Origin of the sequence: Streptomyces sp. NBC_01384 (assembly GCF_045040035.1) — a bacterium.
Classification (GTDB): Bacteria; Actinomycetota; Actinomycetes; order Streptomycetales; family Streptomycetaceae; genus Streptomyces.
This window is the reverse complement of the sequence record NZ_CP109559.1, coordinates 7,856,052-7,870,141: the sequence shown is the minus strand read 5'-3', so window position 1 is coordinate 7,870,141 and position 14,090 is coordinate 7,856,052. Positions and strand designations below refer to the sequence as shown.

General features: G+C 71.4%; 12 protein-coding genes. 6 read left to right on the top strand and 6 right to left on the bottom strand.

Annotated features, from left to right (window positions below):
• The first annotated feature begins 296 nt into the window (after positions 1 to 296).
• Together OG747_RS35725 and OG747_RS35720 are read left to right on the top strand one after the other, a co-directional pair.
• Positions 297 to 2,024 carry a PucR family transcriptional regulator gene (locus tag OG747_RS35725; protein WP_405883474.1) on the top strand — a complete coding sequence of 576 codons (1,728 nt, stop codon included), beginning with the start codon at positions 297 to 299 and terminating at the stop codon, positions 2,022 to 2,024.
• A gap of 149 nt (positions 2,025 to 2,173) precedes the next feature.
• A complete protein-coding gene (locus OG747_RS35720) occupies positions 2,174 to 2,947 on the top strand; it encodes a hypothetical protein (RefSeq protein WP_405883473.1) in 774 nt (257 codons plus the stop codon).
• A 16-nt stretch (positions 2,948 to 2,963) separates the two neighbouring features.
• Here OG747_RS35720 and OG747_RS35715 read toward each other — a convergent pair whose 3' ends face one another.
• On the bottom strand, positions 2,964 to 3,356 hold the full coding sequence (locus OG747_RS35715; protein ID WP_405883472.1) for a hypothetical protein: 393 nt from the start codon (positions 3,354 to 3,356) through the stop codon (positions 2,964 to 2,966).
• Positions 3,357 to 3,394: 38 nt separating this feature from the next.
• Positions 3,395 to 4,237, bottom strand: coding sequence for a GntR family transcriptional regulator (locus OG747_RS35710; RefSeq protein WP_405883471.1), 843 nt, complete (start codon positions 4,235 to 4,237; stop codon positions 3,395 to 3,397).
• A gap of 156 nt (positions 4,238 to 4,393) precedes the next feature.
• On the opposite strand from OG747_RS35710, the gene OG747_RS35705 reads away from it, so the two are divergent.
• Both OG747_RS35705 and OG747_RS35700 read left to right on the top strand, forming a co-directional pair.
• Positions 4,394 to 5,281: a (2Fe-2S)-binding protein gene (locus OG747_RS35705; protein ID WP_405883470.1), complete on the top strand. Its 888-nt coding sequence runs from the start codon at positions 4,394 to 4,396 to the stop codon at positions 5,279 to 5,281.
• Between the two features lie 370 nt (positions 5,282 to 5,651).
• A complete protein-coding gene (locus tag OG747_RS35700; RefSeq protein ID WP_405883469.1) occupies positions 5,652 to 6,707 on the top strand; it encodes a DUF2637 domain-containing protein in 1,056 nt (351 codons plus the stop codon).
• A gap of 97 nt (positions 6,708 to 6,804) precedes the next feature.
• On the opposite strand, the gene OG747_RS35695 is transcribed toward OG747_RS35700, so the two are convergent.
• From OG747_RS35695 to OG747_RS35680, 4 genes are all read right to left on the bottom strand, one after another.
• The gene (locus tag OG747_RS35695; protein ID WP_405885870.1) at positions 6,805 to 7,230 is read right to left on the bottom strand and encodes an ATP-binding protein; all 426 of its coding nucleotides are present in this window, start codon (positions 7,228 to 7,230) and stop codon (positions 6,805 to 6,807) included.
• Between the two features lie 490 nt (positions 7,231 to 7,720).
• Entirely contained in the window at positions 7,721 to 9,463 is a 1,743-nt protein-coding gene (locus OG747_RS35690; RefSeq protein ID WP_405883468.1) for a pyruvate dehydrogenase, read from the bottom strand.
• A 92-nt stretch (positions 9,464 to 9,555) separates the two neighbouring features.
• Positions 9,556 to 11,142 (bottom strand): PP2C family serine/threonine-protein phosphatase, encoded by a 1,587-nt coding sequence (locus OG747_RS35685; RefSeq protein ID WP_405883467.1) that lies wholly within the window; start codon positions 11,140 to 11,142, stop codon positions 9,556 to 9,558.
• Between the two features lie 480 nt (positions 11,143 to 11,622).
• On the bottom strand, positions 11,623 to 12,537 hold the full coding sequence (locus OG747_RS35680; RefSeq protein ID WP_405883466.1) for a LysR family transcriptional regulator: 915 nt from the start codon (positions 12,535 to 12,537) through the stop codon (positions 11,623 to 11,625).
• A gap of 101 nt (positions 12,538 to 12,638) precedes the next feature.
• On the opposite strand from OG747_RS35680, the gene OG747_RS35675 reads away from it, so the two are divergent.
• The gene (locus OG747_RS35675) at positions 12,639 to 13,643 is read left to right on the top strand and encodes an NADP-dependent oxidoreductase (RefSeq protein ID WP_405883465.1); all 1,005 of its coding nucleotides are present in this window, start codon (positions 12,639 to 12,641) and stop codon (positions 13,641 to 13,643) included.
• Positions 13,644 to 13,654: 11 nt separating this feature from the next.
• The gene (locus tag OG747_RS35670) at positions 13,655 to 13,960 is read left to right on the top strand and encodes a hypothetical protein (protein WP_405883464.1); all 306 of its coding nucleotides are present in this window, start codon (positions 13,655 to 13,657) and stop codon (positions 13,958 to 13,960) included.
• Positions 13,961 to 14,090 lie beyond the last annotated feature (130 nt).

Here is a 14,090-nt window from a genome sequence, read left to right as displayed (position 1 = left end):
GGCCCGGCTCGTTCATAGGTTGTTCACGCGGATGGGGGCCAGTACACAGCGCCGTCCTCCACCGGGGTCAGTCACCGAAACCATGAAGGAGTTGGCTGGCCAGGGCACTCATCTTGTAGATTCGTATGAACGGAGGCCATCAGTAACCTCCTCGTTTTTCTTTGGAAACGCCAGGAAACATCCAGCACACGCTGGGACCAGGGAGTACGGCTCGCGAACCCGCTCGCCCACTGCTCACCTTCCGATCCATCTTCAGATCCATCGTAGATTTCGAGACAAGAACGGCGGCGACGAGAATGCGGCTGCGCGCACTGCTGGACACCGACGCGCTGGGCCTGCGGCTGCTCGGCGGCGAGAACGAACTGGACCGCACCGTACGCGGTGTGATGACCACGGACCTCAAGGACCCCAGCCGCTATCTCTCCGGCGGCGAACTGGTCCTCACCGGCCTCGCCTGGCGGCACGGCCCCGCGGACTCCGAGCCCTTCGTGCGCATCCTCGCGGGCGCCGGCGTCGCGGCCCTCGCCGCCGGTGAGGCGGAGCTCGGCGATGTACCGGAGGACCTGATCCTGGCCTGTGTCCGGCATCGGCTCCCGCTGTTCGCCGTGCACGAGTCGGTGGCGTTCGCGACGATCACCGAGCATGTCGTGCGACAGGTCTCGGGCGAGCGCGCCGGGGATCTCGCGGCCGTGGTGGACCGGCACCGGCGGATGATGACCTCGGGCCCGGCGGGCGGCGGACCCGACGTGGTCCTGGACCTGCTCGGCACCGACCTGGACCTGCGGGCCTGGGTGCTCTCCCCCACCGGGCGCCCGATCGCGGGCTCGAAGCTCCCGGGGGCCGGGCTGCCCGCCGACGTCTGCGCCAAGCTGGCCGCCGAACACCTCGCGGCGACGCGCACCGGGCGGCGCGGGCCGCACCGGGTGACGGTGGGCACGACGACGTACTCCCTCTTCCCGATCCGCTCCTCCGGGCGCTCCACGGGCGCCTCCCGCGACGTACGCGAGACGGTGCTCTCCGACTGGCTGCTCGCGGTCGAGGCGGACGCCGGTGACTGGCCCGCGGAGCGGCTCGACCTGCTCCAGGGCGTCACCCAGCTGATCGCGGTCGAGCGGGACCGGCGGGACGCGGCGCGCACGGTACGGCGCCGGCTCGCGCAGGAAGTCCTTGAACTCGTGCAGACGGGCGCCGCGCCCGCCGAGATCGCCGCCCGGCTGCGGGTCGCCGCCCCGGTGCTGCTGCCCGGGCTCGGGGCCGCCCCGCACTGGCAGGTCGTGGTGGCCCGCGTCGAGTGGGACGAAGTAGGGGGCGGGCCCGCAGGGCCCTCGGTTGAGGGTGGTGGCGGGCGACGGGTGGGAGAGATCGAGGGCGGCCCGGTCGCGCAGTCGCTCCTGGAGGAGATCCTCGTCGACCCGCTGATCACCGGCCCCGAGCACTCCGACCGGATCGCCGTCGCCCATACGGGGGACGAGGCGATCGCGCTCGTACCGCTCCCGGCGGTGTCCTCCGAGCACGACGGCTCCGAGTCCGGGGTCCTCGCGGACACGCTCCTGGAGGCCGTACGCGACCCGCTGTCGGCCGGCCTGGACGACGACGGGCGGCTCACGCTCGGCGTCAGCGCCGCCGTGCACTCGGCGGAGGGACTGCGCGGCGCCCTGGAGGAGGCCCGGCACGCGCGCCGGGTCGCCGCCGCCCGCCCCGGCCCGGTCTCCGCGGCCGGACACCAGGAGCTGGCCTCGCACGTGCTCCTGCTCCCCTTCGTGCCGGACGACGTACGCCGCGCCTTCACCGCCCGCCTCCTGGACCCGCTCCGGGACTACGACCGCCGCCACCGCGCCGAGCTGATCCCCACCCTGGAGGCGTTCCTCGACTGCGACGGCTCCTGGACGCGCTGCGCCACCCGGCTCCACCTGCACGTCAACACACTGCGCTACCGGGTGGGCCGTATCGAGCAGTTGACGAGTCGGGACCTCTCCCGCCTGGAGGACAAGCTCGACTTCTTCCTGGCGTTGCGCATGAGCTGAGGTCACGGGTCCCCGAGACGTACGTCATCAACTGCCGCAACAGTCCCACGACTTTGTGAAATCCTTCACCCACCCCCTTGGCCGGGTGCCGCGATCCGTGCTGAGATGCCAGCACTCAACAGCTCGATGGCGTGCTCGGGGAGGGCAACGTGGCGCATACCGCCATGTCTGGTTCCGGAACGAACGCAGGAGACGATCCACTCCAGACCGCGGTATGGCGGCTGCGTTCGCGCGCCTGCTGGGTCGACGCGGCGGCGCTGCTCCAGCCCCGAACGGCGGACGCGGCGTTGCAGAGAGCCTCGCTCCTCGTCGAGCGGTGCCTGTACACCGAGCAGGGCTGGGCCGAGGCGGAGGACGCGCTGCGGACGGCGGAGGCGGTGGCCCAGAGCGACGACGAGCGTGGTGCGGCGGCCTGTGAGCGCGGGCAACTCGCGTACGCGGCCACGCTGCTCGGCGTGCGCGACCGGGCCGACGAGGCGCGGGCCGCGCTCGGCCGGGCCGCCGCGCTGATCGCGCCCGGCGCGCCGGGGCGGGCACTGCTCGACTTCCGGCGCGGGCTGCTCGCCGAGAACCTCGCACACTCGCCGCAGGCCGCGCGCGCCGCGTACCGGCGTGCCCATGCCGGCGCGGTCGCCCAGGGCGACCCGCTGCTGCTCTCCTTCACCTGGCGTCACCTTGCGGGGCTCGCGTTGCGGGACGGCGAGGTGGCCGAGGCGCGGCACGGGTTCGGTGAATCCCTGCGGATTCGGGAGGAGTTGGGGTACCTGGTGGGGACGGCTCCGGCTCTGGCGTCCCTCGCGGATGCCGAAGCCGAGCCGGAGGCGTCCCGGTTGCGGGCCGAGGCGGGGCGATTGTTTCGGTTGCTCGGGGGTGTGCCGACGTGGTTGGCACGGCAGTTGGCTCCGCCCGCGGCGACGGCCTGAGGTGGTTCCCCTCGGGTCAGCTGCTCTGGACGTGTGCCAAAAGGTTGCGGGCGAACGTCGCCACGCTCGTACGGAGTTCGGGGTCGTGGGCCACGTAGACCACGACCCCCACAACGACGATCAGGGCCAGGAGGCCGCGTAGACCGCCGCCCCGGACGACGGAGTGCGGCATGGGGCGGTGCATGTGTGGTGCGCCGGTGTGGCGGGCGTGGGCCCGCGCCATGTCGTGCATCTCGCGGTGATGGCGTACGTGGTTCTGGTGGATCTGCTGGGCCTGCTGGGCTTGTTGCATCGCCTGCCAGGACGGGTCGGGCATCGTCTTCTCCCCCGGTTTGCCGCTCGTACCGCGGGACACGCGGGCGGGAACCGTGCGGGTTCCCGGCGGCGCGTACTGTTGCTCGGCGCGCACGGAGCCGTGACGTCCATCGGGGGAAGGGCGCATACCGGCTACGCGCCGGCGAAGTGCTCCCGTACGAGGGTCCCCACGACCGGGAGGTCCTGGGCGATCAGGGCGTCCAGGAGGGCGGTGTGCTCGGCGGCGTCGGCGACGAGGTCGGCGCGGCCACGGGAGACGGGGCCGCCGACCAGCGGCCACTGGGCGCGGCGGTGCAGGTCCTCCGCGATCCGCACGAGCTGGTCGTTGCCGGCGAGGGCGAGGACCGCGCGGTGGAAGGCACGGTCGGACTCGGCGTAGGTGGCGCGGCAACCGGCGGACGCGGCGCGCACCGTCGCCTCGGCGAGCGGGCGCAGTTCGGCCCAGCGCGCGGCGGGCACCGCGCGGGCGAGGCGCAGCATCACCGGGACCTCGATCAGGGCGCGGATCTCGGCGAGTTCGGCCAGCTCGCGCGTGCCGCGCCGGACGACCCGGAAGCCCCGGTTCGGTACGACCTCGACGGCGCCTTCGAGGGCGAGCTGCTGCATCGCCTCCCGTACGGGCGTCGCGGAGACCCCGAACCGTTCGCCGAGCACGGGCGCCGAGTACACCTCTCCGGGGGCGAGCTCGCCCGCGACGAGGGCGGTGCGCAGGGCGTCGAGGATCTGGCCACGGACCGAGGCCCGCTGGACCACGGGGCGCGTGTTCTGCGCGTGAGGGCTCGGTATGGGCGGCTCACTGTGCGTGTGCTCGCCGCGTGCTCCGGAGGCGGACCGGGAATCGTCCGATGCGACGCCCCGCTCCCGCTCCACAGCCGCCGCGCGGGGCTGCGCGGGCACTCGAACGGTCGCCGTACGCGTGTCCGGGACCCCCGACACGGCACAGCCGTGCGCGCCCGACGAAACGGCCTGCTCCACGGGTCCTCCTCCGGGCTTGGTGGTACTTGGGGGTCATTGCGGCGGTTGTTACCCGTCCGTCAAGCACCATAGGCGCACATGGCCCCAGTTCAAACATCCGGAATTCCGGGTAAGGTAAGCCTAACCTTTCAACGATCGTGAAGCGGTGGTCCCCGAATGTCCGCTCCCGCCCTGACCCCAGGCGCCTCGGGCCGTGCCGACGTCCGCCCCGCCCACCCCGCCCGTTCGGCCGTCGCGGACGCGTACACCCGGCTGACCGAGGCCTTTCCCGGGCTGAGCGTCAGAGAACTGGGGCCCGGGGAACCGGCTCCAGAGGGCGGCGGCTGGGTCGGCGCCGCCGGGCTCGCGGCGGGCGGGGCCGACCTCGAGGCGTTCCTCACCTGGGACGAGGCGCAGGTCGCGCGGGACTACGGACAGCGGGCGCGCCCGGACGTCATGGCGAGCTTCGGACTGCACCGGTACGCCTGGCCGGCCTGTCTGCTGATCACCGTCCCGTGGTTTCTGCTGCGCCGGGTCCCCCGCCTGCCTGTGGAGCGCGTCACATTCCATCGCACCCTGGGCCGGATGGCGGTGCGGGTCGAGGAGTTCGCCTGTCTGCCGGACGACCCGGCGGCCGCGCTGCCCGGCGCCCGCGTCGTCCCGGACGAGGAGGCGCTGCGGGCCGAGGTGCGGGCCACGGCGGCCGAACACCTGGGACCGGTCCTCGGCGGCTTCGGCCCTCGTATGCGACGGCGCGGCCGGGCCCTGTGGGGCATGGCGACCGACGAGGTCGTCGAGGGCCTCTGGTACGTCGCCCATCTGCTCGGCGAGGAGCGGCGCGCGCTGCGCGAGCTGGAGCTGCTGCTGCCGGGGGCCACCCAGCCGTACGTCGGCTCCGCGGCCTTCCGTGTACTGACCGGCCCGAACGGGGAGTCCCTGCCCACCCGCGACCGGGCGAGCTGCTGCCTCTTCTACACGCTGCGCCCCGAGGACACCTGCGTCACCTGCCCGCGCACCTGCGACACGGACCGCATCGCCAAGCTGACGGCCGCCCCGGCCGGCTGAGGCGGCCCCGGCCCATCATCCGGGCGCCCCCGGTCGGTTACGGGGCGCCCCGCCGTACGGGCGGGTTCCCGGGTGCCCTAAGATCAATTCCGACTGAGACACCCGACGGACACCCGACGGACGCCCCGACAGATAACAGGCGCTTCACAACTTCCTCACTTGTCGCAGGAACTTTCCGTAGAACCATCCGTACGGGTAATCTTATTCGCACTCAGCTCCCGTCCCTCGCGCGGCAGTTCGAGCAGAATGTCGCCCTGCGCATCCCCTTGCACTCCAATTGGCGGCCTCTTGCCCCGAAACCCCCTGAGGGGCGTCGGGCTTGGGCCAATATGGCGGGCGTTACGCCCTATCCCAATGCAAGGGACCCCAGATGAGATTGACCGACATATCGCTGAACTGGCTGCTTCCGGGCGCCGTTTTGCTCCTGGGACTGCTGGCGGCGGTGGCGGTGCTCGCGCGCAGCAAGCGGTCCGGGGAGAGCACGAGCAGCGGCAACGACGACTCGTGGGAGCGCAGCGAGGAGCGTCGCAGGCGTAAGGAAGCCGTCTACGGCACGGCCTCCTATGTGCTGCTGTTCTGCTGCGCCGCGGTCGCCGCGGCGCTGTCCTTCCACGGCCTCGTCGGCTTCGGCCAGCAGAACCTCGGACTCACCGGCGGCTGGGAGTACCTCGTCCCGTTCGGTCTGGACGGCGCGGCCATGTTCTGCTCCGTCCTCGCCGTCCGCGAGGCCAGCCACGGTGACGCGGCGCTCGGCTCCCGGATACTCGTGTGGACCTTCGCCGGTGCCGCCGCCTGGTTCAACTGGGTGCACGCGCCCCGGGGCGTGGACCACTCGGGCGCTCCCCAGTTCTTCGCGGGCATGTCCCTGTCGGCCGCCGTGCTGTTCGACCGGGCGCTGAAGCAGACCCGCCGTGCGGCGCTGCGCGAGCAGGGCCTGGTCCCGCGTCCGCTGCCGCAGATCCGTATCGTCCGCTGGCTGCGTGCGCCCCGTGAGACGTACAGCGCCTGGTCGCTGATGCTCCTGGAGAACGTCCGCACGCTGGACGAGGCCGTGGACGAGGTGCGTGAGGACAAGCGCCAGAAGGAGCAGACCCGACTGCGCCGCCGGAACGAGGAGCGGGTCGAGCGCGCGCACCTCAAGGCGCTCAGCCGCGGTCACCGGGGCCTGCCCGGCCGTGGCGGTGGCGGCGGTGGCCGGCAGCAGCTGGAGACGACCGTGGAGCGTGCTCCCGCGCAGGCCACCTCGGAGCCTGCCCTATCGGCGCCGGAACAGCTGCCCGTACGCTCGCGGCCCTCCCTTCAGCCCGTCCGCAAGAGCGGTGACCCGATCACCGTCGACCTCACCGCGGAGGACGACACCATGGCCCTGCCGCGGCTCGACTCCCTGGAGCGCAAGCTCAAGGACCTTGAGCAGCAGTTCGGCTGATTCTCCGAGCTTTGAGACTCGGGTGTGAGGATGTGAGCCCGGGTGGTCCGGCCGTGGAACGGCCGGACCCCGGACAGGAATTACGGCGGCGCGGTGACTACACCGCGCCGCCGTCCAGTTCGAACCAGACCGACTTGCCCACGCCGTGGGCGCGTACACCCCACGCGTCCGCGAGGGACTGTACGAGGACAAGGCCTCTGCCGTGCGTACCGTCGTCGGCGTCCGGTACCCGCAGTCTGGGCCTGCGTCCCACGAAGTCCCGTACTTCCACGCGGAGTCCGCGGGGACCGACGGTGGCCGTCAGGACCGCGTCATGGTCGGTGTGGATGAGTGCGTTGGTGACGAGTTCACTGGTCAGTAACTCGGCTATCTCGGACTTCCCCGGCTTCCCCCAGTGCCGTAAGAGGTCCCTCAGTGCTCTGCGGGCCTCTGGCACCGCCCGCAGATCCGCCCTGGCCAGTCGCCGACTGAGTTGCGCGGCAGTCGGCTGGTCCGTCGGGCTGTCGGTCGCTTCTTCCTCCATTGCCTGTGGCGAGGAGGCCCCGATGGCCACGGGACCGCCCCCTCGTGCCTGCCTCTTCATGACCCCCGCCTGCACGCCGATGTCGGTTCCCCTCTGATCGAACATGTTCACGGGAATCCATGCCCCGTCGAGCACGCGACAGTCATGTCGAATCGTCAACCACCGTCCGTACGTGACTAAACGCGCGGCATCGCGCCAGAGCGGTGGCCCGTGGGGCCCCGCATTCCGAAGTCCGGAACCTTCCCCGCGCACGAACAGCACCCCCCTCTCGGGGAGGGGAGGTGAGCCGGTGTGCGGCAGCGCACCCGGCCACCTCCTGCTCATCATCGCGGGCCGTCCTATGGGCGGCTTTTCGGCTTACCTCGGCGATACCCGCCCCGAGGCGACGTGCTGACCGCGGGCCCTCGGTCCATCTGCCGACTCTCGGCTACGGACATGGCCGACCAGCGGGCCCCCTCACCGGCCCAGTACGATCCGGCTGAGGCCCCGGCTAAGGACGCGGCACGTTGCGCAGATTGGAGCGGGCCATCTGCACCATCCGGCCGACGCCCCCGTCCAGGACCATCTTCGACGCCGACAGGGCGAACCCGGTCACCATCTCCGCGCTGATCTTCGGCGGGATGGACAGGGCGTTCGGGTCGGTGACGATGTCGACGAGGGCCGGGCCCTTGTGCTTGAAGGCGGCCTTCAGTGCGCCGGTGAGGTCCTTGGGCTTCTCGACGCGCACGCCGTACGCCCCGCACGCACGGGCGACGGCGGCGAAGTCGGGGTTCTTGTTCGTGGTCCCGTACGAGGGCAGCCCGGCGACCAGCATCTCCAACTCGACCATACTCAGGGCGGAGTTGTTGAAGAGGACGACCTTCACCGGCAGGTCGTACTGGACGAGGGTGAGGAAGTCACCCATCAGCATGGCGAACCCGCCGTCGCCGGACATCGACACGATCTGCCGGCCCCGGTCGGTGAACTGGGCGCCGATCGCCATCGGCAGCGCGTTCGCCATCGAACCGTGCGAGAACGAACCGATCACCCGGCGGCGGCCGTTGGGCGAGATGTAGCGGGCCGCCCACACATTGCACATCCCGGTGTCGACCGTGAACACGGCGTCCTCGTCGGCGAGTTCGTCGAGGACGGAGGCCACGTACTCGGGGTGGATCGGAACGTGCTTCTCGACCTTGCGCGTGTACGCCTTGACGACACCCTCGAGCGCGTCCGCGTGCTTCTTCAGCATCTTGTCGAGGAAGCGGCGGTTCGCCTTGGGCTTCACCCGGGGCGTCAGACAGCGCAGGGTCTCCTTCACATCGCCCCACACCGCCAGATCCAGCTTGGAGCGGCGGCCCAGGCGCTCCGGCCGGACGTCGACCTGGGCGATCTTGACGTCGTCCGGGAGGAAGGCGTTGTACGGGAAGTCGGTGCCGAGCAGGATCAGCAGGTCGCACTCGTGGGTGGCCTCGTAGGCGGCGCCGTAGCCGAGCAGACCGCTCATGCCGACGTCGTACGGATTGTCGTACTGGATCCACTCCTTGCCCCGCAGCGCGTGTCCGACCGGGGACTTGATCTTCTCCGCGAACTCCATGACCTCGGCGTGCGCGCCCGCCGTACCGCTGCCGCAGAAGAGGGTGATCTTGTCGGCCTCGTCGATCATCGCGACGAGCTTGTCGATCTCGGTGTCGCCGGGGCGGACCGTCGGCCGGGAGGTGACGAGGGCGGTCTCGAGGGCCTTGTCCGGGGCGAGCTCGGAGGCGATGTCGCCGGGGAGAGTGACGACGCTGACACCCGACTGGCCGACCGCGTGCTGGATGGCGGTCTGCAGCAGCCTCGGCATCTGCTTCGGGTTGGAGATCATCTCGTTGTAGTGACTGCACTCGCGGAAGAGCTGCTCGGGATGGGTCTCCTGGAAGTAGCCGAGGCCGATCTCGCTGGAGGGGATGTGCGAGGCGAGGGCGAGGACCGGGGCCATGGAGCGGTGGGCGTCGTACAGACCGTTGATGAGGTGGAGGTTGCCGGGGCCGCAGGAACCGGCGCAGGCGGCGAGCTTGCCGGTGATCTGGGCCTCCGCGCCGGCGGCGAAGGCGGCGGTCTCCTCGTGCCGGACGTGGATCCAGTCGATCGCGGAATTGCGCCGGATCGCGTCCACGACCGGGTTGAGGCTGTCGCCGACGACGCCGTACAGGCGCTTGACGCCCGCGCGGACGAGGATGTCGACGAACTGCTCCGCGACATTCTGCTTGGCCATGCTGCACGCACTCCTTTGTGATCCTTGGATCCCCCGGGTTCCCTGGGTCCCTTGGTTCATCCCTTGGGTCCATGAATTCACAAGGAGCGCCGTTACGCCTCCCAAACGGCCGCGGCGGTCCGATCGTCGGCGTATCCCTTGACCCGCACCTGGGTGTCGGCGAGGAACGCGGCGAGGCCGGGCGGTTCGCCCCCCGACCACCGGTCCGTCAGGTGCTCGCAGAACTGCGGCTCGCCGCGCAGCGGCTCCGCGAGGCCGCCGGTGCACAGCAGCAGCGTGTCACCCGGTCGGGCGACGGAGGCACGGAAACGGAAGGGCTCACGGGGCGGTTCCGGGGCCGGTTCGTACGGGCTCGGAGGCGTCGTGATGCCCAGGTCCATGGTGAGCCGGTCGCCCTCGGGGGTCTCGTGCGGCAGCGATCCGAAGCCGACCACGGCCTCGCCGGCGGTCTCGGCGACCCGTGGCTCGATGTCCTGCCACTCCCCGTCCCGCAGCCGGAACAACCCGCCGGCGCCGACCCCGAAGAAGACGCGCGTACGGCACTCGGGGTCCGCGGTGAACAGCAGGCAGCGCAGGCCGGCGGTGTACTCCTCGGGCTCGATGCCCTGCTCGGCGGCGCTCGCGCGCAGCTTGCCGAGACTGCGGTCCGTGAGCCGGTGCAGCCCCGACTTCAGGTCGCCTCGGCGGGCCGCCCTTACGTCCTCGGCCAGCCGCGCGTGGCTTCGGCCCACGGCGCGCCCGATCCACTGGCATGCCTCGGCGGCGGCCCGGTGCGCGCCGGGGGTCGCCCGGGCACCGGTCGCCATCGCCACCAGCACCAGCGCGTGCGCGCCCACCCCGAAGCGGGCGGTGAGCAGGGAGTCCCGGCGCGGCTCGCCCCGGTAGCGCGCCGAGTCCCCGCGCACGGAGACCGCCCGCAGCGTGCTGGTCCCGTAGCGCGCCCCGTCCAGCACGGTGTCGGCGACCAGATCGTCGAGGTCGTCCGGGTCGGCGGGCGGGAGGGCGGTGGGTTCGGCGTCGTAGGTGGGCGGGCCCGAGCCGACGTAGTCGACGGGGGGCGGCTGGTGAGGAACGGTGAGGACGGGTTCGGGGGGCGGCTGGTGAGGAACGGCAAGGACGGGTTCGGGGGGAGGGAGGACGGGAAGGCCGGGGCGGGCGTCCGCCGGGGGTGTCGGAGGCGTCGGCGGGAGCGGCGGAGGCGTCGGCGGGGGCGGCGATTCCCAGGGGGTGGGCTGCTGCTCGGGGCCGCCGTGCCGCGGGGCTTCCGGGGAACCGGGTGTCTCCCGGAGTCCTGGGGCATCCGAAAGGCCGGGGCGTTGATCCGGTGACTCCTCACCCCGTGCCGCGAGCTCGGCGTGGTCCCACGGGGCGAGGCGCCGCCCCGGGGCCTCCCCGCGCGGTGTCGCGCCCGGCCAGGGCCCCAAAGCCCCGCCGCGCCCGGAACCGCCGGCCCGCTGCTCCGGCACCACAGGAGGCTCTCCCGGCTCAGGCGGCACAACGCGCTCGGGTGTCTCCGCCCGGGGATCAGGCCCCAGGCCCACCGTCCCCGCGGCCGACGCGAACCGGTCATCGAGGGAATCGGCCGCGGCCGCCGGCCCGGTGTCCTCGGTGGAGTCGTCGTACAACTGCCCCCACCAGTCGTCCTCGTGACCGGTGGACCTCTCCCCCTGCTGGCTCATGCCCCTAATTGTCCACCGCGAGAGCCGGATGAAAACGGGGCATCCGGAAAAACCGGCCAGAGGACTGACAGTCGAACGGCATATCGGATGACACGTCGAACGGCGGTACGAATGAGGGAGATTGACGAAGGGGTTGGTGACGGCGGAAGCCGACCCAAAGCCGCCGGGCGATCCGACCCCCCACGGGAGAACCGCCCGGCGACACCCTGAGCGTGACCTGCCTCCCTGAGAATCGGCTGTGATGCAGCCCCTCGGTGGCGCCGTCGGAAGGCGTCGGCGTGCAGGCCGGTCCGGCCCTAGTAGGGCATTATGGGCGTTAGTTGTTACTGCGGTGACGCGATCTTGGCAGAGTTACGGGCGCTGCGGCGATGATGTGCCGAGGCGGGTTTGCGCCGTGGCCGACGGTCTCGTCCTCAACCAGGTGTCAACCTATGTGACACCAAACTGCACTCGCTGCTCCGCTCATACTCGACCCCGGCTTCACTGGCGGGCCGCTCTGAGCTCGCGGATCAGGGCGCGGACGGAGACGCTGGAGGCCAGCTCCGGGGTGGTGATGTAGCCCACGGAACGGGTCGGGCGCTCGGGTCCGAGATCGGTGATCTCGATGCCGTCCGGTGCTTCGTTCAGCGAGAGCGCGGGCATGATCGCCATGCCGAGACCTCTGCTCACCATTGAGAGCACCGCTCCGTCGTCCTCGGTCAGGACGGTCGCCTTCGGAATCCAGTCCTGCCCGGCCCACCACTGGCGGGTGTAGGAGCCGCAGTTCTCGTGCCAGTCCACCAGCGGCAGGGAGCGCGGGGCGGGGTGGCCGGCCGGGTGCACCAGCGAGTAGGGCTCCTCGATGAGTACGTCGCCGATGAGCCCAGCGGGCACGGGAGAGGTGGCGCCGATCGTTGCGATGCCCACGTCCGCGCGCCCCTCGGCGACCTCGCCGGCGGTGCCCGCGCCCAGCTCGCGGACGACATGCACCTCCGGTTCGATGCCGGGGTGGCGGGCAGTGAGGCGCTCCAGGACGGGCGGCAGCAGGTAGAGGGCGGCGCTACGAAAGGCGGCGATGCGCAGCGGGCCGGCGACCGTGCCCCGCTCGGCGCCGCGGGCCTCTGCGGCCAGGGTGTCCAGGAGCCGCAGGACCCGGCGGGCGTGGGCGGCAGCGGCGGCACCGGCCGCGGTGGGCGTCGCGCCCTTGCGGCCCCGCTCGAAGAGGACCGCTCCGACCTTGCGTTCCGTCCCGCGTATGGAGTGCGAGACTGCGGACTGGGTCAGTCCGAGGACCTTGGCGGCTGCCGAGAACCCTCGCTCGCGGTCGACGGCCACGAGGATGCGGAGCTCGTGCGGGGCGAGGTCGGTGGCGGCAGCCGCAGTGGGTGCGGGGGCTATGGGGGCTGCGGCTGTCATAGGGGGTCCCACCTGCTTCTATGAGGGCCCTTCATGGATCGGGCCGTTCCATGAGCGCAACTCTCTCCCCAGCCTCCGCATTCCTCCGTACGGTCACCGTCATGACCGAGACAGCGCTCACCGTGCACCAGGCCGCCCGCCCCCATGGCTTCCCCACCCCCGACCACTTCGCCTTCGTCGAGTCCGTGATGCCGGAACCCGGCCCGGGAACGGCGCTGGTGGAGAACCTGTACTGGTCGGTGGACCCCTACCACCGCGAAATGATGGACGGGGACTTCGCGCTGAACGCTCCCCTGGAGGGCCGCACTATCGGCCGGGTCGTGGACTCCCGCGATCCGGCGCTCCGCGAGGGCGAGATCGTCTTCCACCGGCAGGGCTGGCGCACCCACACTGTCGTCACCCCCGAAGAGGCGCGTGCTGTCCCCCGCTTCGACGGCGTACCGCTCTCCGCGCACCTGAGCATCCTCGGCGGCACCGGCCTGACCGCCTACGTCGGTCTCACCCGCATCGCCGAACTCCGCGAGGGGCAGGACGTGTTCGTTTCGGCGGCGGCCGGCGGTGTGGGCACGGCCACCGGGCGGCTCGCCCGGCTGATGGGTGCGGGACGGCTGGTCGGCAGCGCGGGCAGGGCGGCGAAGGCCGCCTACCTGACCGAACACGTCGGCTACGACGAGGTCTTCGACTACCACTCGGGCCCGGCGGCCGACCTGCTCGCCAAGGCGGCGCCCGACGGGATCGACCTCTACATGGACAATGTCGGCGGCGAGCACCTCGAAGCGGCGATCTCCTCGCTGCGTGAGTACGGACGGATCGTGCGGATCGGCACGATCGCCCAGTACAACAGCACCGGCACGCCTTACGCCCTGCGCAACCTTCCCGACATTGTCGAGAAGAGCCTGCGCATGGAGGGCTTCTTGGTCCGCAACTACCGTGACGTGCAGGAGGAGTTGTACGAGTTCGTCGTGCCGCACCTGCAGAGTGGACGCGTCACGCTCGATGAGACCGTGGTCGACGGCTTCGGCGGCATCGTGGACGGGTTCCTGGGGATGCTGCGGGGCGAGAACCAGGGCAAGATCATCGTGCGGGCGGCCGGGGCGGACGTCTGACGGACCGGGGCGTGCCCGGCGCCCCAGAGGAGCGGGGCGACCAGGCGGCCCGGCAGCTGGTCACAGCGCTGAACTCCGGAAACACCGGGGTGGCGCAGGACGTCGTGCACAACACCTCCGCACTCCAGACGCTGCCCCATTCCGTCTCCTACCCGCTCAGGCAGGCGTTCGCCGAATCGATGAGCACGGTCTTCCTCGTCGCGGCGGGTCTCGCCGTCGTCGGCCTCGTCGTCCTGGCCTTCTGGAAGCCGGTGACGCTGCGCGCGAAGGCCGGCACCCAGGAGGCCGCGAAGGAACGAGCGGCAGCCAAGGGTTAGGACCTGTCCGGCGGATCAGGTCGGAGGAAAGCAGCGGCGCCTCATCGGCACAGGTGAGCGGGGTCTGGTGCGTGCAGCTGCAAGGCGGAGGAGGGCGTCGACGCGACGGGGGTCCCCCGCTCGAGCGAAG